18 protein-coding genes are annotated in these 24294 nt (G+C 57.7%); 10 read left to right on the top strand and 8 right to left on the bottom strand.

The annotated features are described in order from the left end of the window. Window positions 1-77: 77 nt before the first annotated feature. The 5 genes from MARHY_RS12865 to MARHY_RS12845 all read right to left on the bottom strand — a co-directional run bounded on the left by MARHY_RS12865 (window position 78) and on the right by MARHY_RS12845 (window position 6781). The gene (locus tag MARHY_RS12865; protein ID WP_014422174.1) at window positions 78-893 is read right to left on the bottom strand and encodes an enoyl-CoA hydratase/isomerase family protein; all 816 of its coding nucleotides are present in this window, start codon (window positions 891-893) and stop codon (window positions 78-80) included. A gap of 183 nt (window positions 894-1076) precedes the next feature. Beyond that, the gene (gene atuD / locus MARHY_RS12860) at window positions 1077-2237 is read right to left on the bottom strand and encodes a citronellyl-CoA dehydrogenase (RefSeq protein ID WP_014422173.1); all 1161 of its coding nucleotides are present in this window, start codon (window positions 2235-2237) and stop codon (window positions 1077-1079) included. Window positions 2238-2267: 30 nt separating this feature from the next. Further along, window positions 2268-3884 (bottom strand): acyl-CoA carboxylase subunit beta, encoded by a 1617-nt coding sequence (locus tag MARHY_RS12855; RefSeq protein ID WP_014422172.1) that lies wholly within the window; start codon window positions 3882-3884, stop codon window positions 2268-2270. A 9-nt stretch (window positions 3885-3893) separates the two neighbouring features. Beyond that, window positions 3894-4760 carry an SDR family oxidoreductase gene (locus MARHY_RS12850; protein ID WP_014422171.1) on the bottom strand — a complete coding sequence of 289 codons (867 nt, stop codon included), beginning with the start codon at window positions 4758-4760 and terminating at the stop codon, window positions 3894-3896. A gap of 224 nt (window positions 4761-4984) precedes the next feature. Beyond that, on the bottom strand, window positions 4985-6781 hold the full coding sequence (locus MARHY_RS12845; RefSeq protein ID WP_014422170.1) for an acyclic terpene utilization AtuA family protein: 1797 nt from the start codon (window positions 6779-6781) through the stop codon (window positions 4985-4987). Between the two features lie 132 nt (window positions 6782-6913). Between MARHY_RS12845 and MARHY_RS12840 the strand changes: the two genes are divergently transcribed. The 8 genes from MARHY_RS12840 (at window position 6914) to MARHY_RS12805 (ending at window position 19120) form a co-directional block, all read left to right on the top strand. Continuing rightward, window positions 6914-7543: a TetR/AcrR family transcriptional regulator gene (locus MARHY_RS12840; RefSeq protein WP_014422169.1), complete on the top strand. Its 630-nt coding sequence runs from the start codon at window positions 6914-6916 to the stop codon at window positions 7541-7543. Between the two features lie 294 nt (window positions 7544-7837). Then, window positions 7838-8902, top strand: coding sequence for a hypothetical protein (locus MARHY_RS12835; protein WP_014422168.1), 1065 nt, complete (start codon window positions 7838-7840; stop codon window positions 8900-8902). Window positions 8903-8965: 63 nt separating this feature from the next. Beyond that, window positions 8966-9976 carry a putative solute-binding protein gene (locus MARHY_RS12830; protein ID WP_011786243.1) on the top strand — a complete coding sequence of 337 codons (1011 nt, stop codon included), beginning with the start codon at window positions 8966-8968 and terminating at the stop codon, window positions 9974-9976. A gap of 15 nt (window positions 9977-9991) precedes the next feature. Next, entirely contained in the window at window positions 9992-12043 is a 2052-nt protein-coding gene (locus tag MARHY_RS12825; RefSeq protein ID WP_041654880.1) for a TRAP transporter large permease subunit, read from the top strand. Window positions 12044-12193: 150 nt separating this feature from the next. After that, window positions 12194-14773 (top strand): S8 family serine peptidase, encoded by a 2580-nt coding sequence (locus tag MARHY_RS12820; RefSeq protein ID WP_014422166.1) that lies wholly within the window; start codon window positions 12194-12196, stop codon window positions 14771-14773. Further along, a complete protein-coding gene (locus MARHY_RS12815) occupies window positions 14770-15267 on the top strand; it encodes a protease complex subunit PrcB family protein (RefSeq protein WP_014422165.1) in 498 nt (165 codons plus the stop codon). Before MARHY_RS12820 ends, MARHY_RS12815 begins: the two co-directional genes overlap by 4 nt. A 94-nt stretch (window positions 15268-15361) precedes the next feature. Continuing rightward, window positions 15362-17257 carry a DNA topoisomerase IV subunit B gene (parE, locus tag MARHY_RS12810; RefSeq protein WP_011786239.1) on the top strand — a complete coding sequence of 632 codons (1896 nt, stop codon included), beginning with the start codon at window positions 15362-15364 and terminating at the stop codon, window positions 17255-17257. 96 nt (window positions 17258-17353) lie between these two features. Next, complete coding sequence (locus MARHY_RS12805) at window positions 17354-19120, top strand: SLC13 family permease (RefSeq protein WP_011786238.1); 1767 nt, start codon at window positions 17354-17356, stop codon at window positions 19118-19120. Here MARHY_RS12805 and MARHY_RS12800 read toward each other — a convergent pair. Further along, entirely contained in the window at window positions 19108-20391 is a 1284-nt protein-coding gene (locus MARHY_RS12800; RefSeq protein ID WP_011786237.1) for an EAL domain-containing protein, read from the bottom strand. The two genes, MARHY_RS12805 and MARHY_RS12800, sit on opposite strands and share 13 nt — an antisense overlap. 580 nt (window positions 20392-20971) lie before the next feature. On the opposite strand from MARHY_RS12800, the gene MARHY_RS12795 reads away from it, so the two are divergent. Together MARHY_RS12795 and MARHY_RS12790 are read left to right on the top strand one after the other, a co-directional pair. After that, window positions 20972-21520: a cytochrome b gene (locus MARHY_RS12795; protein WP_014422164.1), complete on the top strand. Its 549-nt coding sequence runs from the start codon at window positions 20972-20974 to the stop codon at window positions 21518-21520. Between the two features lie 60 nt (window positions 21521-21580). Next, complete coding sequence (locus MARHY_RS12790) at window positions 21581-22162, top strand: YceI family protein (protein WP_011786235.1); 582 nt, start codon at window positions 21581-21583, stop codon at window positions 22160-22162. Window positions 22163-22195: 33 nt separating this feature from the next. Here MARHY_RS12790 and MARHY_RS12785 read toward each other — a convergent pair whose 3' ends face one another. Both MARHY_RS12785 and MARHY_RS12780 read right to left on the bottom strand, forming a co-directional pair. Beyond that, on the bottom strand, window positions 22196-23833 hold the full coding sequence (locus tag MARHY_RS12785; RefSeq protein WP_014422163.1) for a methyl-accepting chemotaxis protein: 1638 nt from the start codon (window positions 23831-23833) through the stop codon (window positions 22196-22198). Between the two features lie 93 nt (window positions 23834-23926). Further along, on the bottom strand, window positions 23927-24181 hold the full coding sequence (locus MARHY_RS12780) for a hypothetical protein (RefSeq protein WP_011786233.1): 255 nt from the start codon (window positions 24179-24181) through the stop codon (window positions 23927-23929). Window positions 24182-24294 lie beyond the last annotated feature (113 nt).

Raw genomic sequence — 24294 nt, 5'->3', positions numbered from 1 at the left:
GCCAGTGGCGCTCCCGCGACCTTGGGTGTTTGCCTGCCCAATGATTGTTGAGTGGCTTGTTTTAATATTTGTTTTCGTTAACTCTCGGCCCACTTTGGCTCACGCTTTTGCATGAACGCCATAGTGCCTTCCGTGCCCTCGGGCCCCCGAATGGAGGCCGCGAATTTTTCAGCGGCGTCATCGAGTAAACCGGCCATGGCTTCATGTCCCACCCGATGCAGTAAGGCCTTGGTTTCTGCCGTGGCGTCGGGGGCGCACAGGCGTACCCGTTCCAGAGCCTGGTTCAGCATGTCGCTTAGCTGTTCTTCGGATTCCGCAACCTGGTGAACGATGCCGAGTTTGCAGGCTTCCGTTGCGTCGATTCTCAAACCTAGCAGCGCCAATCGACGGGCCTGGGTCAGGCCGATGCGTTCGACAACGAACGGGGCGATCTGGGCCGGGATGACGCCGAGGGTGGTTTCCGGCATACCGAATTTGGCAGTCGGGCCGGCGATGGCCAGGTCGGAGACGCAGGCCAGGCCGAAGCCGCCGCCCATGACGGCGCCTTCGGTGATGGCGATGACGACTTTGGATGATTCGTTGACTTGCTGGATCATCTGGCCGAAGGCGCGGTTGAGTTTGTAGAACGGGTCGTCGCGGCCTTCGCCGGCTTTCTGGCTCCGGGCGCCGGCCATGTCTTTGATATCGCCGCCGGCGCAGAAATGTCCACCTGCGCCGCGGATGACGGCGGCGCGGATGCTGATGTCGTTTTCGATCTCGCTGAAGATGGTGGACAACTCAGCGACCATCTGCAGACTCATGGCGTTGCGGACGTCGGGGCGGTTGATGGTGATGAACAGGGTGGGGCCCTGTTTTTCAAGAATCAGGGTTTCGCACTGGGGTAGCTGTTCCATAAAAAGGCTCCGTTTTCGGGCGGCAATCGGGTACCAGTCGCAATGTTCGGGGCCTTGGGGGCAGGTAGGGCTTTCCGGGACTGTCTGCAGCAGGGATGCTGCAGTCAAGCGTACATGGATGTATTCACAGCGTGTCCCGGAAAGCCCTACCTGACCGCGAGGCCTGACTCCAAACTCCAAACGTTAGTCGCGTTTCTTGCCAGGTAAGGTGCCCATCAGCTTGCAGATGATGCCCAGCATGATTTCGTCGGCACCGCCGCCGATGGAGACCAACCGCACATCGCGGTAAGCCCGTGACAGGGGGTTGTCCCACATGTAACCGTTGCCACCCCAGAACTGCAGGCAAGCATCGGTCACTTCTCGACCGAGACGCCCGGCCTTCAGTTTCGCCATCGACGCCAGCTTGGTGACATCTTTGCCCTCAACGTGCAGCTCACAGGCCTGATAGGTCAGCGCGCGCAGCGCTTCGATTTCGGTCTGTAACTCCGCCAGGCGGAAATGAATATACTGGTTGTCGATCAGCGGCTGGCCGAAGGTCTTGCGCTCGCGGCAGTATTCAATGGTCTGCGTGACACAGTTTTCCAGGGCCTTGATTACGTTGGCGGCCCCCCACATGCGCTCCTCCTGGAACTGCAGCATCTGCATCATAAAGCCGGTGCCTTCTGCGCCGATGCGGTTGCGCTGGGGAATTCGCACGTCGTCCAGAAACACCTGGGCGGTTTCTGATGAACGCATACCCAGCTTGTTCAGGTGCGGGCTGAAGGTGATGCCCGGTGTGTTCATGGGCACGATCATCAGGGTTTTATTCTTGTGGGGTTTGTCGTCGCTGGTGTTGGCCAGCAGACACATGAAATCCGCTTTCGGGGAGTTGGTGATCCACATCTTGGAGCCGTTGATGACGTAGTCATCGCCGTCTTTCTTAGCCGTGGTTTTCAGGCCGGCCACATCGGAGCCTGCGCCCACTTCACTCACACCGATACAGCCCACCATATCGCCGGCAATAGCCGGGGCCAGGAAATCCCGTTTCAGTTCATCGGAACCGAAGCGCGCAATCGCGGGGGTACACATGTCGGTCTGCACGCCCACGGCCAGCGGAACACCGCCGCACTTGGCCATGCCCAGTTCTTCAGCAGCCACGAGGTTGTAGCTGTAATCCAGACCCATGCCGCCGTATTCCTCCGGCTTCTGAATGCCCAGCAGGCCCAGGTTGCCGAGTTTCTTGAACAGATCGTGAATGGGAAACTCGCCGGCTTCCTCCCATTCATCGCAGTGCGGATTGATCTCCTTTTCGACAAAATCGCGGACGGTCTTTCTGAGGGCTTCGTGTTCGGCTGTGAATTTCATTGTTGTTCTCCCGGTAAATCAGTGTGGAAATCAGAAACGGGCGACGCCGTAAACGTTGGGTCGCAGTGGTCGTTGTTCGGCTTCACGGCAAACGGAAAGCACCATGGCCAGAACACGGCGGGTATCCCGAGGATCGATCAGGCCGTCGTCCCAGAGCCTGGCAGTTCCGTAAAGGGCGGTGGAGCCGTCTTCCAGCTTTTTGGCGGTGGCCTGTTCCAGGAACGACAGAGTCTTTTCGTCCGGCTCGATACCACTTTTGCGTTGTTTTTCTTCAGCCACGATGCGCATCACCTTCCCGGCCTGGGCGGGGCCCATGACGGCGGTGCGGCTGTTGGGCCAGGCGAAGATGAATCTCGGGTCCAGGCCCCGGCCGCACATGGCGTAGTTGCCGGCGCCGTAGGAACCGCCCACCACCACGGCGAGTTTTGGTACCCGGCAGTTGGCCACGGCCTGAATCATCTTCGACCCGTGTTTGATGATGCCGTTCTGTTCGGAGTGGGTACCGACCATAAATCCGGTGGTGTTATGCAGAAACAGGATAGGCGTGCCTGCCTGATCGCAAAGCTGGATAAACTGCGCCGCCTTGGCGGAGCCGGCAGGGGTGATCGGGCCGTTGTTGCCGATGATGCCTACGCTGTGACCTTGAATACGGATGGTGCCGCACACCGTCTGGCTGTCGTAGTCGTTCTTGAAATCCAGGAACCGGGAGCCATCGGCGATGCGGGCCAGGATCTCTCGCACGTCATAGGGCTTCTTGGCGTCGGAAGGAATCACGCCCAGCAGCTCGTCCGCCGGATACAGCGGCTCATCCCACTGTGGTTCCTGGCGTAGCGGCAGGTTTTCGTTCCAGGGCAGGGCGCCCAGAATCTCCCGGGCCTGCCGGATGCCATCAGCATCGTCTTCCGCCAGGTATTCGGCGGTGCCGGCAACCGTGGCGTGCATTTCTGCTCCACCCAGCTCTTCATCGGTGGCGACCTCGCCGGTAGCCGCTTTTAGCAGAGGTGGGCCGGCCAGGAACATCTTGGCCTGTTCGCGCACGGTGATCACATAATCCGACAGACCGGGCTGATAGGCCCCGCCGGCAGTGGCGTTGCCATGGACGACGGTTACCTGTGGAATACCGGCTGCTGACATACGGGCCTGGTTCGCAAAGCCCCGGGCGCCCAGCACGAAGATATCGGTGGCGTAGTTCAGGTTGGCGCCGCCAGATTCTGACAGCGACACCACCGGCAGCTTGTTCTCCATGGCGATCTGCTGCAGGCGCAGGGTTTTGTCCAGACCGGCGGGAGTAATGGTTCCGCCCTTGATGGCACTGTTGCTTGCGACCACCAGGCAGCGTACTCCGGCTACTCTGCCGATGCCGGCAATAATCCCGCCTCCGGCCATGGAACCGTCTTTGTCATCATGCATCTTGTAACCGGCCAGGGAGCACAGCTCCAGAAACTCACTGCCACGATCGAGCAACCGATTGATGCGATCCCGCGGCAGCAGCTTGCCCCGCTTGGTAAACTTCTCCCGGGCCGATTCCGCCAGGTCCAGAACCTTCTGCTCCACATCCCGGAAAGTCGAGATATGCGCTTCCATGGCCTCGACATTGGCCCGGAACTCGTCGGACTGGGGGCTTATTGTTGTTTCCAGTACCTGCATGAGAAATCCTCAGTCGTCACTCAACACTTTCGGCGTTACCGCCCGATGGAAACCGTTGTAGGGCTCGTTATTCTTCGCCTTCGGCATCGGCCACACACGCCCACCCTGGGAGGCGGCACCATCAATCCGCAGACAATCGCCGCTGATAAACGCGGCGCCCGGGCTGAGCAGGAAACAGATCGCCGAGCTTACCTCTGATTCTGTACCCATCCGCTTGATCGGCACCGCATCCGCCAGGCTACGAATCCACGACTTCATATGGGCCGGGTAGTTGTCCATCCCGCTGGACGCAATCCACCCCGGCGCTACTGCATTCACCCGAACCCCGGACGGCGCCCATTCGACCGCGGCCGTCTGGGTAAAATTCACCATACCGGCCCGTGCGGCCCCTGAGTGGCCCATGCCAGGCATGCCACCCCACATATCCGCCACAATGTTCACAATCGAACCGCCGGTTTTACTCAAGGCCTGGGTATAGGCCTCCCGGGAAATCAGAAAACCGCCGGTCAAATTCGTGCGCACCACAGTTTCCCAACCCTTCTGGTTAATGCCTGTTAACGGAGACGCAAACTGCCCGCCGGCATTGTTCACCACCCCGTTCAGACCGCCGTGGGTCTCAATAATGGCCTTCACCGTGATCTTGACCGACTCCTCCTCGCGAATATCGCAGGCATGGGCGCTGGCAATACCGCCGTCTTCCTCAATCTCGGCCTTAACCGCGTCTACCTTCTCCTGCTTACGACCCACCAGCGCAACCCGGGCACCGAGCGCCGCCAGTTCGTGAGCCGTGCAGCGGCCAATCCCCGAACCGCCACCGGTGACAATAAAAACCTGGCCTTCAAACAAGCCCGGGCGAAGAACAGACTGATAACTCATACAAAATTCCCTATTCCAATCCAAAGAATCCACGAAAAACGTTCGGGCGCTCCGCCGGGGTACAGCCTTCCGGGACTGTGCGCAGCAGGGAAGCTGCGCTCAAGCCTACACGGACGTATTTACGGCGTGTCCCGGAAGGCTGTACCCCGGTGGGGCGCTTGCACCCAAGCTCAGGGAAGTAATGCCCTGTCGGGGCTCTTGCCCCAGAACCGGGGTTAATACATTCATTGAGGAACCAGATTCGAAGGCACAGGCACCGGAAACTCCAGCAACTGCTGAGCAAACGCCTTACCCTGCGGATCAATCCGAAGCGACGCCACACCGCCGCCACCTAGACTGTGCTCCAGCAAGAAATTGAACGCATGCAACCCAGGCATAGACCAGCGAGTCACCTTGCCGGACTCCGGATTCAGCGTATGAGCCATCCACTCGGCCACCGCCTGCTCCGTTAATGCCGCCTCAATGTAAGGAACATACTCCGGATCCCGCGCAATCACCCCGATATTGCTGTGATCGCCCTTATCCCCGGACCGCGCCCAAGCCAGCTTGATCAACGGCACCGAGGTATCCGCTGCCACCTCCATCCGGGACTCCGGCTCAGCCGCGAGATCGCCCGGATTGAAACCACCTTCGGTCGCTACCTCCACCTCAGACTTCTCACCAGCCAGATCCACCGAAACCGCCACCTCCGACTTCGGTACCAGGCAGGAATACAAACGAATCTTCGGCCACACGGTTGGCCGACCGCCGACAATACCGGTGATGCCAGGCGCCATACCGGTAGCGGCCTGGGCGATTTCCCTGGAAAACAGCACCAGGGCTTCTTTCTTCGGATGGGCGGTGGCAATCTTCACCACCACTTCCCGGCATTGGTCGCCCTTGCCATGGGGGCCATAGGTAGTCTCGGTGCCCAGCAATTCGATACTGGTTTCGGAATAATCCGGCAGGCCGCGCTCGGCAAACATCGCTGACGTCCTGGCAAGAACAGCTTGCGCCACTCGTTGTGCCTTGGCGCGGGCATCAAAGCCGGCCAGCAGGAACGTCACCGTGCACTTGAATCCGTCGGGCCAGGTGCCTGATACCTTGTAGCTGTCTGTCGGCGGCAGTCCCCTGGCACCGGACACCCGGACCTGGTCCTTGCCGATTTCCTCCAGTGTCACCTGAGTGAAATCGCAGGTTACATCTGGCAGCAGGTAAGCCCGTGGGTCGCCAATCTCATACACCAGCTGCTCGCCCACAGTGCCCCTGCTGACCATGCCGCCGGTGCCCTCGGGCTTGGTCATCACAAAATCGCCAGAGGCGCTGACCTCGGCGATGGGAAAGCCCATATTGGCGTAGCCATCAGCCACCTGTTCCCAGTCGGTGAAATTACCGCCGGTAGACTGGGCGCCGCATTCCAGCAAATGCCCGGCCAGGCTGCCCTGGGCCAGTTTGTCGTAGTCGTTCCAGCGCCAGCCGAATTCATGCACCAGCGGCGCCAGCACCAGCGCACTGTCTGCGACACGGCCGGTGATAATGATGTCGGCACCCTGTTCCAGGGCCGCCACCAGGCCGGGCGCACCCAGATAGGCGTTCAGGCTCACCATCATGGCGGGGAAGGGCTGACCGGTGGTCATTTCAGTAATGCCGGCATCGCCCAGCTTTTTCTTTTTCATCAACAGATCATCGCCGAGCACCAGCACAATCTTCAGATCGACGCCGGCCTTTTCACACAGGGCCTGCAGAGCATCGCGGCAAGCCACCGGGTTTACTCCACCGGCATTGGCCAGAACCCGGATGCCTTTATCCTTTATCTCGCCGAGCAGAGGCGCCATCACCGTCTGCACAAAATCCCGGGCGTAGCCCTGAGTCGGGTCTTTCATCTTCTGGCCGGCCATGATCGACATGGTGATCTCGGCCAGGTAATCGGCGACCAGGTAATCAATATTGCCCTGGCGTACCAGTTGGGCAGCGGCGGTTTCGGTATCGCCCCAGAAAGCGGCGGAGCAACCGATACGGATGGTTTTGTTGGCGTCTGACATGTTCTTGGCCTTGTTCTGATACCCGCACTGGCGAGAGGTTATCCAACGATCGAAACGACAATACCAAGCAAGCGCTTGGTTTGTAAACAGGCAAATCTCGGGTAGAATAAAAAGTCCCAGCAAGACAACCGGATGGCCTTTGTGAACCAGAACCCAATCCTGCAATCCCTCATTGCCGAGCAACTTGTATCTGATCCCGCCAGCGCCCGCGGGCGCCTGTTAAACGAAGCAGCAAGACTGTTCAGGGATAAAGGCTACGAGCGCACGACGGTGCGGGATCTGGCGGCGGCTGTGGGTATTCAGTCAGGGAGCTTGTTCCACCATTTCCGCACCAAGGAGGAAATTCTCAAGGCGGTGATGGTCGAGACCATTCGGCTGAATACCGCCTTGATGCAGGCCGCTGCCGACCAGGCGGATTCAGCGAGAGAAAAACTACGGGCACTGATCAGGGCAGAACTGGAGTCGATTAACGGCCAGACCGGAGAGGCCATGGCGGTGTTGGTGTATGAGTGGCGCAGTCTTTCGGAAGGCTCCCAGGCTGAAGTGCTGGAATTGCGGGATATCTATGAAGACCTGTGGTTGTCTACACTCCAGCAGCTGTCGAAGGAAAACCAGCTTGGGGCGGACCCTTTCATTACCCGAAGAATGCTGACCGGCGCCCTGAGCTGGACGGTCACCTGGTATCGCCCGGAACGGGGCGGTCTGACCCTCGATGGACTGACCGATCAGGTGATGGCAATGCTGGGTCTTGCTCAATGTTAATGTGCACAAGTCACAAAGTGGCACGCTTGTTCCGAAATGCGCTACATATTTAACTCATTGTTATAAATCAATAAATAATAAAATAATTCGATTCATCCCGGGCCATTGGCCTGATCGGCATGTCGGTTTCGGCAATAAAGCCATTTCTGTCTGACAATATTCCTCGCATTCTTGCTCTCGTTCGAGCTCTGGCCAGAGGTATCCGGAGCTGGTTCACGGATTGACGAGAATTAAATGTGATAAGAATTTCTCGCACTCCCTTACATACAAAAACAATGTCAGACAGGTCGAATTATGATCTCCTCAATGGTCTCTCAAGCGCGTCGGTTCTCGGCTCGTGTTCGCCAGGCAATGCTGGGAAGTTCGGTACTGCTGCTGGCCGGATGTTCTGCCAACCCTATCTACACCACCACCGGCATCGTGTTGTCGAACTACTCGGAGTCCGAGGCAACCCCCTACGTTATGCAGATGTCCGATCCGGGCATGGCCTGTGCGCTGGGTGAGGGCACGGATCCGCTGGTTTACTCGTTTTCGAGAGTCACTGATGCACCGGATTCAACCGGTTCCCTGCTCATGCTGCTGGCGGCGAATTGCATGGAATACCGGGCCTGGGAGGCTGAACTGGCTTATCTGCGGGCGGAATACCGTGGCGATGTTCCCGCCGCCAAAGATGCCCGGGAAGTCTCCAAAAGACTCTACGCGCGCACCGCTGAGCGCCGCTACGAAGCCTTCAAGCGTGCCATGGCCGCCTACGATTTTGACCCGGCGGCCGAACCTCTGGAATGCCCGTTCCTTTTCAGTGATCAGGACGAACTCACGTTCCTGCTCGGGCTGCTAACGGGGATGCAGGCCATTGTGAACGACTCCAACTCCGGCGCCCTGGCGGGTGTGCCTCGCAACATTGCGCCCCAGGCCGAGCGTGCCGCCCAGTGCGTGGATAATGAAAAATGGGGCGGTTTGCCCAACGCCGTTCGCGCCCTCGTCTGGTTACTGTTGCCTGACACCCGACCGGACCTGTCTCCAGACCCCTGGCAGGTGATGGAAAACAGCGCAGAGCTGAGTGTTGAGTCCGGTATCCGTGCCTCTTACGCCGTTCAGGTAGTCGCTGCGGAAACCTTTGGGCGACCGCAGGTGCTGGCACAGGCCATTTCGGAATTCGCAGAGGCTGAAGAGCGCATCGAGGTTTGGGAGGAATATCGGCTGGTGGACGAAGTGGCCCGCAGGATTGTCCAGTTCGCATCGGACAAACACTGGAGCGCCAACTACGGCCACCGCACACCACGGACCTTCTTCGGCAAGATGAGTCCGGAGCGCAATACCGAGAACGTTGAAACCATGGATCTGGAAGGCCTGCTCTGAGGCTGGCCTTTCAGTTATCTATGACTTAAATATCAAAAACACAAGAATGACCCGGAGGTCGTCATGATTCGCAAATCCCTTGCAGCCTTGTCTCTTGCCATTGTCGCACCACTGGCATCTGCCCAGTCGGTTTCCATGTGTGTGTTTGATGTCATCGGCGCTAACGGCGACGTCTACAACATGGTCAAGGACTACGCTCTGGAAATGAAAGCCCATGGGGTAGATTTCCAACTCAAGCCCTACACCGATGAAGGCGTGGCCATTGGCGACTTCAACGCGGGCCAGTGCGATGCCGTCGCCGCGACCGACATCCGTATTCGCCCATTCAATCGTTTTACCGGAAGCATCAGTGCCGTCGGTGCCCTGCCAAGTTACGACGACCTGAAAACCCTGCTGGCCACCCTGGCACAGCCCAAGGCCGCGTCCCTCATGAAGGACGGTGACTATGAGGTACTGGGCATTGTACCGGCGGGTGCCGGTTATCTGTTTGTGAATGATCGCAGCATTGATACAGCGGGCGAACTGGCCGGAAAGCGTATTGCCACCCTGGACTACCAGAAAGACGCCATCCACATGGTGAACTATGTAAAAGCGACGGTGGTTCCCTCTGATATCACCAACTTTGCTGGCAAGTTCAACAATGGGTCGGTTGATACTGCCTATGCGCCTGCGTTCGCCTACCAGGCTCTGGAGCTGTACAAGGGGATCGGTGACAAGGGGGGCATTGTCGACTACCCGCTCGCCCAGCTGACCATTCAGATCATTGCCCGTGATGGCGTGATCGAAGACGACACGGCCCAGAAGGCTCGGGAAGTTGCCTGGGGCATGTACCCACAGGCAATGAATCTGATTAAAAGCCAGGAAAACGGGATTCCCGACGAGCAGTGGATACGGATCCCGGAAAAGGACATCGTTGGTTACCAGGAGATGTTCCGCCAGAACCGTTTGGAAATGCGCGATGGGGTTGACGGAGCTCCCAACGTTTATCACCCGAAAATGCTGAGCCTGCTCAGCAAGATCCGATGTGCCAGCAATCCCGGCGCCTCCGAGTGCACAGCGGAAAACCGGGAATAAGCGGAGAGCCTGACCATGAACTGGCGCGCAATGACTGCAACCGGCGTAAGAACGTTGTATCCCATGCACAGGTTGCATGGGATGATTCTGCTGCTGTTGCTTCTGGCCACCCTGCTGCTGGGGATGGGCAACTCGCTCCACTCCCGGTTGCTATGGGTCGGCGAGCAGGTTTGGCCTAACTATTACCTGCTCAATCCGGATGCAACAGAGCCTACCTGCAACCTTTTCATGGACATTGATAAAGAGGTAGAGCGACGGGTCCAGGCCTATAAGCCAGACCCGGACGACCTGTTCAGTTCCCCGCCGGATCCCCAGGCTATCCGGCAGTCCCTGCAGAGTAACCTGGCGCTGTGTGAGCAGCGCCACCTGCAGTTTGCCGAAAACCAGAAACACGCCACCTGGGCGCTCGGTGTCTACAAGGCTGTAGAGCAGGGTTTGGCCGACTTCCTGCTCGATAACATAGACCTGACTAAGTTCCTGTTTATCGGCATGTTTGCTCTGGCTGCCGCCATTGCCGCAATGGATGCCGACCACATTGCTTTGCGTCTGCCCCGCAATCGGGCGGAGTGGCGTTTAAGCCAGGGCGTGCAGTTCGTCATCAACGGCCTGATGGTGCTGTCATTGAACGCTTACATGGGCCGGCTGGCTCAGTCTCCGGGGTCTGAGGCGAACATTGTCCTGCAGTACGCCTGGGCAGGCGTGTTCGGGCTGTTCATGATCATCAATGCTTTTCGCTTCGTCTATGTGCCGGAGCGAATGAGGGCGGGCAGTCTGGCGCTGGCTTCCGGCCTTGTGGTGCCGCTGTATTGCACCATGGGCTTCATTGCCATGAGCTATTTTTTCTTTGTGGATGGCTACTCCTCCGGGCTGGCAATCTACTTCGGCATGATGTCGAACCTTTCCTCCATGTTCATCAACATCGGACTGTACGTGCTGGTGGGCATGATGCTCAAACAGACCCGGGTTCCAGAGCTGTTGCTGAACTTGGTGAAGCCCTTCAATCTGCCTGCACCCTTGCTGGCTTCGGTGATTATCTTTGCCACTGCCTTCCCGACAGCATTTACCGGAGCCTCAGGCATTTTCATTCTGGCCGTGGGCGGGGTTGTCTACGACGAGCTTCGGCGGGCCGGGGCAGGTCGTCAATTGTCACTGGCCACGACCGCCATGTCGGGCAGCCTTGGGGTGGTGCTCAATCCCTGCCTGCTGATTGTGGTGGTTGCCGCACTGAACAAGGAAGTGACCACCACCGAAATGTATGGATGGGGGTTCTGGGTGTTCATCATGTCGGCCACCCTGTTCTCCTTTGTGGTGTGTAAGACCGAAGGCAACTGGAGACCAAGGCCGGTCCCGGGTGCATTCCGCGCGGCCGTCATGGAGCTGCGACCGTTGTTGCCTTATGCACTGACGGCAACGGCAGTGATCCTGGCCATCTGGGCGATCCTGGGGCTTCAATTCAACGAGTACAGTGCGCCTTTGATTCTGCCGCTGGTTATGCTGGCGCTGGTAGCCCTGGACGCCGGCCGGAATAGCCGTGACGATGGCCAGAGCCGTACCAGTGCGTTTTTCTCCCGAAGCACAGCGGCTGCCAGCGATTCTGCTGTGCACATTGGCGCACTACTGGCGCTGATTGGTTTCTCGATCTGCCTGGGCGGTATTCTTGAGCGTTCTGATATTGTTCATGCGCTGTTCCCGGAGGATCTGACCAGCCCCTGGATTGCCATGCTGGTCATCGTGGTCATGCTGACGGTGATCGGGATGGTGATGGATCCGTTCGGTGCCGTCATACTGGTTTCCGCCACTATTGCCCAACCGGCCCTGCAGATTGGCATTGATCCACTGCATTTCTGGATCGTCTGCCTGGTGGCATTTGAACTTGGCTATCTCAGCCCGCCGGTTGCCCTGAATCACCTGCTGACCCGGCAGGTGGTGGGTGAAACCGAAGTGCTGGCAGCGGAACGTACCGGCACCTTCTGGCACCGCTATGAGAGATTGTTGCTGCCGCTGGTTGTGATGATTCCCACGCTTCTGCTGGTGGCCTTTGTGCCCATGCTTTTCTACGCTTTGTAAGGCCAGGAGAAGCGAAGTACTATGAAAGAACCCGCGATGCCAAGGCCCGCGGGTTTTTTCATGGGGCCCTTAAAGGTCTGACACAGGTCGATCAGGGATGTCTGGCCGTATACTCTGTGAACAGTTTCAACAAAGAATAAGAGAGACGCCGTGAGATTGTCGATTCTTGCTTTTGTTCTGGTGCCAGGGATGGCATTGCTCACCGGTTGTGGCGGTGGTTCGGGCGGCTCCGATGCCGTTTCACCGATAGCGCCGCCCAGTCCGCTTTCCGGGGTTATCAGTATTGAAGCCAACAGCCGGGTTGATCAGGACACGATGGACCAGCTGGGGCTGGATGGGGCAATCCCTGCACCTGGGACTCAGAGACTCCCCGAAAACTTCGTGCTGGCTGGCTATGTCAGTGGGAGTGGTGGAACCTATCCCGCCAATCAATCCGCTTGCCAGCCGTTGTTCTACTCGGCCGATTCCAACGATACCTACACCGTCCCGCTGGCCCCGGGCGAAACGCTTGTATTGCAGAGTTTTGGTAGCTGCCTGGGCGATCCAGAACTAGAGCTGCAGCTTGACTCACTGCCCGTGAAAACGGCGACAATTGGCAGTTCCGTCGTTCTTTCGAACTTTACGGAGGCTCGCGATTACAGGGTCAGCATTACGAACCGAAGCGCTGTACCGGCGAGGTACATCCTCGCCAAGACTGTCAGCATGACGTCGAATGGCCTCTCCTTTCAATGGCCTGATTACGAATTTGCCGAGGACCGGGCGTTGATCACAGTGGAGGGTGATCAGGGCGCGCAGATGGCGCTGGCATCCATGCAGGGCATTGCCCCCAGGCATCTCGGCGGCGAGAGCTGGCTGTTAACCCGAACGGCCCCGGCATCCCGTATTACCAATGCCAACCAACGTAAGCATGAAACCCTGAACTGGATCCGGAACCTCCGGCAAAAGCCGGGTTTTGCGCAGGTGCAGCCGGATTACCTGTTCAGCAGTCAGCAGGCAGGCACCCCCATCAACGAACCTTTCTATCCTCGTCAGTGGCACTATGGCTTGATCAACGGGCCGGCGGCATGGCAACTGGTTCATGGAGGTGGCGCAGGGGTCAATGTGGCCGTTTTGGATACGGGTATCCTTCGGCTGAATTCTGGCCAATGGCACCCGGATCTGGATGCCAACATCGTTGCCGGTTGGGACTTCGTGGATAATGACAATAATCCCGCAGATCCCGGTAACAGCATTGGCGGTGACGTGTTTCATGGCACCCATGTGGCTGGCACCATCGGCGCTGTTATAAATGGAGACGGTATCGGCGGCGTCGCCTTTGGCTCAGGTATTGTCCCGGTGCGTGTGCTGGGTGAGGGCGGCACTGGCTCAGCCTCCGATCTAATTGAGGCAATCAACTGGGTGGTTAATGAGGGGCTGGTCGATGTCGTCAATATGAGCCTGGGGGGATTGCCAGAGATTCCCCAGTTGGAGTCTGCGCTACAAAAAGGCGTTGAGAGGGATGTACTTTTCGTTGCCGCCGCAGGTAATTCATCAACCTCAGTAAAATCTTATCCAGCGGCTTCGCCCTACGTATTGGCTGTCAGTGCTGTGGATGGCGCCGGCAATCTGGCGGGCTACTCGAACTTTGGCAGTTGGATTGATCTCGCTGCGCCGGGCGGCGATGCTAGTCGTGATGGGAACCTGGATGGCAGCTCGGATGTGGTCTGGAGCTCCAGCGGTGAACTAACGGCGACTGGCCCGCGAGCGGGTTATCTTGGTCTTCAGGGGACCTCCATGGCGTCGCCCCATGTGGCAGGCGTTTTGGCCCTGATGAAGGAGGAGAGTCCCGATCTTAACCATGCCCAGGTAATCCGGGCGCTTAGAAATGGCCAGCTTACTGATTATAACGGTAGCCGAAGTGATGCTCTGGGTTACGGAGTGATTGACGCTGCCAAAGCAGTCTCTGCCGCCTCCAGCACTTTTGAGCAGACCGTACTCTCAGCTTCCCCGGCCGTGGTGTCGTTGAGCAGTGAGGGCCAGGACCAGCAGAGGGTTGATCTCAATGTTTTCGGCAATGATGCGATTTCCGGTGTTTCGGTCAGTTCTCTCCCGGACTGGCTTTCGGTGACTACGGATAACCTGGATTCGAGACCCTATTCACTGACCCTGGCATTACTCAGAGACCGGCTTGTGGCTGGAGAGGCGGCAAAGGGCACTATTGAAATTTCCTATTCGGTGAACAGTTCATCGGAGACTCTGTCCATTCCTGCGATTGGCCAACTAGTCAGCGATCAGGAGGCGAGAAATGCCGGTCGGCACTTTGTGTTGCTGGTGAATACCGAGCCTGATTCACGCGGGTTTTATCTGGCGGAATCCCAGGTGGTAGTGGATGCTGAGTCCGGCCAATATCCCTTCCGTTTCGAGTTTGATGATGGCGAGGAGCCGCGGCGTTTGAGTGAGGTTCGTCCGGGTGACTACTATCTGGTGGCCGGAACAGACCATGACGGAGATGGCCTCATCTGCCAGCCTGGAGAAGCCTGTGCAGAATACCCGGTTGCGGGTTTGCGTGAGATCGTTTCCATTACGGATGAGTCAAGCCTGTCTGATATCCGCATGACCACCAGTTTCTCGCGTCCAACCATTTCTACCTCCAACCCTGATATCCTTCCTAGGCCCGGGTTTAAAGGTTACAGATTACTGCAGCCTGACCAGGCGCCCTCGACCAACGACGGAGTAAAAGCAGTTCAATGAAAAGGACTCTGGTTCGACCATTTATCATCTCCGCTGCGATGCTGCTTCTGGCGGCGTGCAGCGCCACGGGCGGTCCCGGCGAGGGTGAGGGTGTCATGGTGCGGCAGATTACCCAGTCCGCTTATTGCGGCCTGACGGGGCCGGGGGTGGCGTTTGTGCGTTCGGAGGCCGATCGCGAAGCACTCCTGGATGTGAGTGGCCAGAATATGGCCACGGATGTGGTGCGCAAGGTTGATCTGAGCCGGGAGGCACTGGTGATGGTCACGCTCGGCCAGAAACCAACCGCCGGTTACAGCGTCGGGCTCCAGTCTGCGCTGGCGCAAGGCGAGAGTCTGGTGCTCGACATGCGGGTGAATGAACCGGCGCCGGACATGATGGTGGCCCAGGTGATCACCTCGCCCTGTGCGGTACTTGCGGTTGAGCCTCGGGGCTGGCAGCAGATTCGTGTGCAGGGCCTGGCTGAGCAGCCACTGGTTCGGACGTTTGAAAACTGAAACCACTTGGCGCCGCCACAAAACAACCGTTGATCTTTCAGCCTGAATCCCTAAGCTATGGCGCAACGATCATTTGCGGAGCCGTGCCATTCCTATGAGCGAGCAACAGTACAACGCCGATGCCATTGAAGTCCTGAGCGGTCTTGATCCGGTGCGCAAGCGCCCGGGGATGTATACCGACACGTCGCGGCCCAACCACCTGGCTCAGGAAGTCATTGATAACAGCGTTGACGAGGCCCTCGCCGGCCACGCCCGGCGGATTGATGTGGTGCTGCACAGCGACAATTCCCTGAGTGTGGAGGACGACGGCCGGGGCATGCCGGTCGATCTGCACAAGGAAGAAGGACTTCCCGGGGTGGAGCTTATCCTTTCCCGGTTGCACGCCGGTGGTAAATTCTCCCAGGGCAACTACAACTTCTCCGGTGGTCTGCACGGTGTAGGTGTTTCCGTGGTCAATGCCCTGTCCACGCATCTGGAAGTGACCATCAAGCGGGATGGCCAGGTGCATCGGATGACGTTCGCCAACGGTGACAAAGCCTCCGAGCTGGAAGTGGTTGATACCGTAGGCAAGCGCAACACCGGTACCCGCCTGAAGTTCACGCCCGACCCCAAATATTTTGACAGTCCCAATTTTTCGGTCAGCCGCTTGCGCCACAACCTTCGTGCCAAGGCGGTTCTTTGCCCGGGACTGACGGTGACCTTTCTGCAGGAGAAGACCGGCGAGAAAGACGAGTGGTTCTACGAGGACGGTCTTCGGGATTACCTGAGAACGGCTCTGGCCGATATTGAAGCGGTGCCGCTTGAACCCTTCACCGGCAGTTTCTCCGGCAACAAGGAAGCCGTGGACTGGGCTATCCAGTGGCTGCCAGAGGGTGGTGATGCGGTACTGGAGAGTTATGTCAACCTTATTCCCACTGCCCAGGGTGGTACCCACGTCAATGGTTTGCGCACCGGCCTGCTGGAAGCCATGCGGGAGTTTTGTGAATTCAGAAACCTGCTGCCCCGGGGGGTAAAGTTGTCGCCCGAGGACATCTGGGAACGGGTAGCCTATGTACTGTCGTTCAAGATGCAGGAGCCCCAGTTTTCCGGCCAGACCAAGGAGAGGCTGTCTTCAAGGGAAGCCGCTGCCTTCGTCTCCGGGGTGGTGAAAGATGCTTTCAGTCTGTGGCTGAACCAGCACACCGACATTGCCGAAGCCCTGGCGGAACTGTTTATCAGTAATGCCCAGCGCCGGTTGAGGGCGAGCAAAAAAGTGGCCAGAAAGAAGGTGACCTCTGGCCCGGCGTTGCCCGGCAAGCTGGCGGACTGTTCCGGCGGTGATACCGCGAGATCGGAGTTGTTCCTGGTGGAAGGTGATTCCGCCGGAGGTTCCGCCAAGCAGGCCAGGGATCGGGAATTCCAGGCAGTCATGCCGTTGCGGGGTAAAATTCTGAACACCTGGGAAGTGGACTCGGGTGAAATTCTGGCGTCCCAGGAAGTACACGATATTGCCGTTGCTATTGGTGTGGATCCTGGCTCTGACGACCTTGCCGGCCTGCGCTATAACAAGATCTGCATCCTGGCCGATGCGGATTCGGACGGCCTGCACATCGCCACGCTGCTGTGCGCTTTGTTTGTGAAACACTTCCGGCCGCTGGTGGCGGCCGGGCACGTGTTCGTGGCAATGCCCCCGCTGTACCGCGTGGATCTCGGCAAGGAAACCTTCTATGCCCTCGACGAACACGAGAAACAGGGCATCATCGACCGCCTGGCCGCGGAAAATCGCAAAGGCAAGATTCAGGTAACGCGCTTCAAGGGACTGGGCGAGATGAACCCGTTACAGTTGAGAGAAACCACCATGGCACCGGACACCCGACGCCTGGTTATGCTCACTCTGGAAGAAGGGGATGACACCGACGAGCGGATGGACATGCTGCTGGGCAAGAAGCGTGCTTCCGATCGCCGGGCCTGGCTGGAAGCTTACGGAAACATGGCCGACGTGGCGGTTTGATATTCCATAATCAGCTATAAAAATCGATAGTTATTCTTTCTCAGAATTGCTTTGCCTCGCTATCCTGCCAGTTTTCAAACCGGAAAAGACCGAGTTATGGACTGGCAAGGATGGTTTTCCCTGGGGTTGGCGCTTACCGCCCTGCTATTGATGAGTTCAGGCCGCTTTGCACCGCATCTGGTGATGATGGCGGTGCTTGTGGTGCTCAGTGCCAGTGGCATCATCTCCGCCGATCAGGCGCTGGCCGGATTCAGTAACAGCGGCTTGATCACCGTGGTGGCTATGTTTGTGGTGGCCGCCGGCATTCATCATTCCGGCGGCGTCGATCTGCTGGTTAACCATCTGCTTCGCAATCCCAAATCGGTCCGTTCCGCGCAGGCTCGCATAGCTCTGCCGGTTTCCCTGCTGAGTGGCTTCCTCAACAATACACCGGTGGTTGCCACCATGATTCCCGCCGTCCATGCCTGGTCCCGGAAGATCGGTATTTCACCCTCCAAGTTGATGATTCCGCTGAGTTACTCAGCGATTCTGGGCGGCACACTGACACTGATTGGCACCAGCACCAATCTGGTTGTTAATGGTCAGTATCAGCAACTGACCGGTGAGGCCGGGTTCTCGATCTTTTCCATTACGGCGGTTGGTTTACCGGTGGCCATTATCGGTCTGGCGGTCATGCTTCTGGTCATGCCGCGGGTGCTGCCAGACCGTAAGGATCAGCAGAAGTTTGGCTCCATGAGGGAGTTCACGCTGGAAGTGGCGGTGTCCTTTGAAGGTCCGCTGGTGGGCCGGACCGTGGGTGAAGCCGGCTTACGGGAACTGGAGCGATTGTATCTGGTGGAAATCGAGCGGGATGGCAGTGTGGTCACTGCCGTCCCCTCGGAAGAACGGCTGCGTGGCGGTGATCGGCTGGTGTTTGCGGGCGATACCCAGGCGATCTCAGACCTGTTGCGCATCAATGGCATCGTGCCGTCGGTGCACGACGATGAACCCAGTCTCAGTCAGGATCGTGCCGAGCGGCGGTTGGTGGAAGCCGCTTTGTCTCCGCAATCGGATGTGCTGGGCCTGACCATCCGGGACGCAAGGTTCCGGGACCGTTACGGCGCCGTGGTGCTGGCGGTGGCCCGGGGCGGCGAGCGTGTGTCAGGCAACCTCGGCAACATTCGCCTGAAACCCGGCGATGTCCTGCTGCTGGAGGCGCGTCCGGCCTTCGTCAGCCGTCAGCGCTACAACAAGGATTTTCTGCTCATCAACGACCTGGAAACGGAAACGCCCCGACATGACCGGGCCTGGCTTTCCTGGGGTATCCTGCTTGTGTTGGTGAGCCTGGCGGCCTGCGGGGTGATGAGTATGCTCAACGCCGCCTTACTGGGAGCCGCTCTGATGATCCTGTCCGGCTGCTGCTCGGTGGGGCAGGCTCAGAAATCGGTGGATGTGCCGGTCATCCTCACCATCGCAGCGTCCTTTGCGCTGGGAGCGGCATTGGAGGAAACCGGAGCAGCGGCGTTTATGGCCGAGGGTATTCTGGCTTTCAGTGCAGGCCAGGTGCTGCTAACACTGTTTCTCGTATACTGCGCTGTGTCGTTTCTGACCGAGGTCATCACGAACAATGCCGCAGCTGTACTGGTGATTCCGGTTGTGCTGTCGATGACCGGGAGCATGGGGGTGCCTGCAGAACCCTTTGTTATTGCAGTGATGATGGCAGCCTCCGCCAGCTTCGCCACGCCATTGGGGTATCAGACCAATATGATGGTGTTTGGTCCTGGTGGCTACCGGTTTTCCGATTTCGTGAAAGTGGGGTTGCCCATGAATGTGCTGGTGGGGTTGGTAACGGTCGCGGTGATTGCGGTGGTTTACGGGTTGTGATCCGCGTTGGCAAGAATATCGCAGCAGAGTACCCGGAGTTTGCCGTCCTGACGGAAGGCCAGTGACAGGGTCACGCACATGTAGGCGCCAGTGACGCACAGATAGGGAGTGGTCACATGAATGTTCTCTGGCTGGGCCAGCGCCTGGCGGAGATACTGCTGGCGAAACCAGTCTGCACTGCTGGTGTTTTCCAGTGGTCGGAATCTTGGGTCCTGCTTTTTAACGGCGGACTCGGAAACCAGAGTGTCTTCCAGCTGAACGCCCTGATCGTCCACCAGATAGCAGCGGGAAACCGTGTGGTGGCTGAGCAGCTCAAAGCAGGCCTGATCCATGGACAGACCCTTCTGCAGGCGTTCGATCACCCGCCGGAAAGGCCCGCTGAAATGGTTGACGACCAGTTGGGTCGGGTCGTGGCTAATCTGCTTGCTGCTTTTGTACTCTTCGAGCAAATCCTCGAAATTCATTGTGCTTTGGGGCAGTTCGTCCAGTTCCAGGCAGGGTCGGCGAAAGTAGAAGCCCTGTACAAAGTCGACACCGGCATCAATGGCAATCATGGCCTGATCCCGGGTTTCCACTCCTTCCAGCAACACCAGGCAGCCAGATTGATGCAGCAGGGATACCATGCCGTTCAGTATCTGCCTGGCGCGGCGATCTTCGGTTGCCCGGGTCAGCAGGGTACGGTCCAGCTTGACGATGTCCGGTGACAGATTCCAGATGCGCTCGAAATTGGAGTGCCCGGCACCAAAATCGTCAATGGCGGTCAGACACCCCAGTTTGCGGTAGTAGGCAACGGTATCCCGTAGCCGTTCAGCATCGTCGGTTGGCTGTTCAACGATTTCCATTACGATTCGATGTGGCGGCAGCCCGGTTTTCTCAAGCAATTGTCCAAAAAAGGAATCGGATTGAGAGCCAGAGGTGACCACCCTCGGGGAGACGTTCAGGAACAGCCAGTTGACCTGATCCTTGATCTCGCTGTAGTTGCGAATGTGCAGGTACCGGCAGAGTCTGTCCAGCAACAGATTTTCGGCTTCGGATGCGGGCAGCTCGAACAGGTGCAAAGGCAGAACAGCTGAATTGTCGTTATCGAAGGCCCGGATCAGGGCTTCATAACCGACGGTACGTTTGTGGGAAATGCTGTAAATCGGCTGAAGGGCGGTGCGCAGTTTGAGCCCGCGAAAATCCGCTGTCCACACCTGACCCTGCTGATTAAGCATGGGGGAAAGCAGGTCTACTTCCGGCGCGGGTAGCGAATCGGGAAGATTGTGGGACATAGGCAGGTCTGTACCCTTCAACGAATACATTGGCGCAGTACTGAAGTACACGCCAATCTGTTAGCCACTGTGCCTGTGTCCCTGGCACGGACGCCTGAAATTCAGGCGTTACCTCATCAATTCGTCGAAGGTTGCCAAAAAACAAGAACCATTACCACTACTTAATGCATAAAAGACGAAACAGTTTGTATCTTTCAGGCATTAAAACGGTGGTAAAGAAAACCCGGCAGTAGCCGGGTCTGTATCAAATCAGTTGTTGCTGGGTACTACCACAGACTCGTCAAATTCAAGTTCCATGTCGTTTCCTCTCGGTCACTGAGGCCCCGGACGGGGCGGATTAAAAGTATGGTTAAAGTTTATCGCTGTCATAATTTTCAACAATCCGTAAAACCGCATACGACCAAAGTGGTTGCTGTCAAGTGTTTGCGGATCGTGGATGCTATGGTCAGAAAATCTGATGCAGGCCAGCAAAACATTTTGATTTTGGTCAGCTCTCTGTCCTTCTAGACTATGCTGATCTTATCTGGAGGACGTGGAAAAGCCGTTTGGGTCCACATCAGCAACGGAGGCGATTGTTTTTATGCAGGCAAAGAATTCAGAAGACGCATACGGGTGGGTGGCAATCCTGCTGCATTGGCTGGTGGCCGCCACCATTATCGGGCTGTTTGCCCTGGGCTTCTGGATGGTCGATCTCTCTTATTATGATCCCTGGTACCGACAGGGGCCGGACATCCACCGCAGCGTGGGTATTCTCCTGTTCATGGCGATGGTGCTCAGACTGGTCTGGCGGCTGTTAAGCCCGCCGCCCAGGCCTTTGCCCAATCACCAGCGCTGGGAGGTGGTTTCTGCTCACCTGGCGCATGTGGCGCTGTATCTGTTGATCTTTGTCGCCATGATCAGTGGCTATCTGATTTCAACGGCTGACGGCTCTGCGATCCATGTGTTCGGCTGGTTTCAGGTGCCATCGGTGACAGGCCAGGTGAAAGGCCTCGAAGATACGGCGGGAGCCATCCATTACTGGAGCACCTGGGCGATTGTCGTCCTGGCCGGCGTTCATGCGCTGGGGGCGTTGAAGCATCACTTGATCGACCGGGACAGTACGCTTCGCAGAATGCTTGGGTTGGCCTGATAGTTCCGGGACAGCTAACTCTCTTAACTCAACGCAAAACAGACTCAAAAGGAGTGAATAATGAAGAAGATTCTTCTGGCTTCAGCCATTTCAGCCGCGATGGTTGCCTCTGTGCAGGCAAACGAGCACAGCGGTACTTACGCCTTCGATACCCAGGGCACGCACCAGTTCGTAACCTTCAAGATTTCCCATCTGGGCTACAGCTGGCTGTACGGTCGATTCAACGATTTTGATGGTGAGTTCACCTACGATGCGGACAATCCCGAAAACAGCTCTGTATCAGTAACGATCGATACCTCCAGCGTTGACAGCAACCATGCCGAGCGCGACAAGCATTTGCGCAGCGAAGACTTCCTGTACGTGAGTGAGTTCCCGGAAGCGACGTTCAAGAGCAAGCGTGTGGTGGTTGACGAGGCCGGTGAGGCGGACATCATTGGTGATCTGACTCTGCGTGGCGTTACCCGGGAAATCACCCTGGATGCTGAGCTGGTTGGCCACGGTGAAGACCCCTGGGGAGGCTATCGCATGGGTTTTGAGGCTGAAACCGAGTTGCGCCTGAAGGATTTCGGCATTCCCATGGATCTTGGCAAAGCCTCCGAAACCGTGGAAATCGAAATCTCGGTAGAAGGCATTCGCCAGTAATCGGATCCTTCCGGCGATGACGCGGCGGTCCGGTTAAACCCGGAACCGCCCTGTCTGTTGTTCCAGCTCCCTGACATAGCTCTCCAGCGATTTGGCAATGCCATCGATGGCTTTGGACCGATCGGCACTGGCCGCAGCCAGATCATTGATATCAGTAATGCTCCGGTTAATTTCATCTACCACCTGAGTCTGCTCTTCGGTGGCGGACGCCACACTGGTGTTGACGTCGGTGATACTGGAGATCGCTTCCAGAATGGCCTGGAGTTCCTGTTCCGCTTCCGTTGCCAGCCGTTCGGTTTCGGTGGCCTCCTTGCTGCCGGTCTCCATCACGCTCACGACGTCCGAAACACCGGTCTGCAGCGCGGTTATCATGGTCTGAATATCTTCTGTCGACTGGCCGGTGCGTTGCGCCAGAGTACGGACTTCATCCGCCACCACGGCGAACCCACGGCCTTGCTCACCGGCCCGGGCAGCCTCAATGGCGGCGTTCAGAGCCAGCAGGTTGGTCTGCTCGGCAATGCCGCGAATGACATCCAGCACCGAAGTAATGTTGTCGGAATCCGCAGAAAGTTTGCGGATAACCTCAACCGCTTTGGAAATCTGGGCGGCCAGGCGGTGCACCTGTTTCGACGAGTTGCGGATGATCTGGGCGCTGTTGTTCCCCTTGGTTTCCGCTTCGCGAGTGATCTCTGCGGCGCGGGAGGCGTTCCCGGCTACTTCTTCAATCGCACTCTGCATTTCGTTGATAGCGGTGGCCACCATGGAAATGGAGTCGGTCTGGCGGGTCACACCATCGTTGTTGTCCCGGGCGGCAGTGGCCAGCTCGGTGGCACCCGCACCGAGATCGCGACTCAGATTCTGAATGGACCCGATCATGCCCTGCAGGTTTTCCAGTACCTGGTTGAAACTTCTGGCCAGTTTGCCGAGATCATCCTCGACCGTTACCGGAACCCGCTGAGTCAGGTCGCCTTCGCCCTGGGCAATGTTGTCGAGCTGATCCCGGAGGGCGCTGATCGAAGAGATGATCAGTTTCATGAATACAAAGAACAACGCAATGGCGATAATGATGGCAATCACGGTGATCGCAAGAACGGTGGCCGAACTGGAAGTGCCTTCGGCGGAGGCTTCAGCGGAACGTTGTTGAGCCTGCTCGTCAGCGTGAGCACCGGCGTTGTCGTAATAATCCCGGAGTTGGTCAAACAATGGGGCTGTTTCTGTGGCAGCGAGACTCCGGGCTTGTTCCGGATTGCCGTTTGAGGCCAGCTCCATCACCCTCCGAGCGGATTGTTCCCAGCGATCAAATGCCCCTTCGAATCCGTCGCTGACATCCGAAATGCCCGTTCCTGCAAGGCGTTGAGAGCTTTCCAGGAAGCGCTGCCTGGCTTGCTCGGTGTTTTCATTGAAATCCTCCAGAGCTCCGGAGGTGTCTTCATTGTTGAAGGCCTGGTCCAGCAGTGTCATTTGGGCCACCAGTGCCTGATAGAGATCGCGGTCACCATTGAGGATCTGGCTGACCGAAGGCAGGTAGGTGGCGGCTATGTCGTCGGTATCGGAAACCAGATTACGTGCCGTCAGAACGCTGAAGACACCGACGATGACCAGGGCAAGCGCCGTGATGGCAAAAGGAAGTGCGATTTTGGTGCGTAATCCGAGTTTCTTCAGAGCGGTCATCTAACCCCCCAGGCTTCGACGTTAATGTCTTATCCAAAGCGTAGCAGGGGGGGCAGATTTGTCACATTTGAGATGCCAGGCCCTTGATATGGGTCAGGATTTGCCGACGGTTTCGGCGGATGACGGTTCGTCAGTCTGTTCACAGGCACGGCAAAGATGCCGTTGACGGAGGAACTGGGCGGCGAAAATAACGGCCCATATCAGTACCCCCGCCCAGATATAGGGCTCGGGAACCTGGAAGGTACCACTGATGGCAAACTCCACCAGGAGCATCAGGGCAACGGCCAGAACCGCATTGACCATGGCCGTAACCATGGCTTGCCCGCAGGCTTTGAGATTGGGTTTCATAGGTTTCCGCTTGTTCAGAGAGTAAACGGCGTTCTAATCACTGTGGCGAGAATACGGCTCACCTTACAGAGTCTCCATGCGGGAATTCCGCTATTGGAAATTGGTGTATCGGG

The organism is Marinobacter nauticus ATCC 49840, assembly GCF_000284615.1.
Taxonomy (GTDB): Bacteria; Pseudomonadota; Gammaproteobacteria; order Pseudomonadales; family Oleiphilaceae; genus Marinobacter; species Marinobacter nauticus.
Note: the sequence above shows the minus strand (reverse complement) of the source record. Positions and strands in the feature narration are given on the sequence as shown.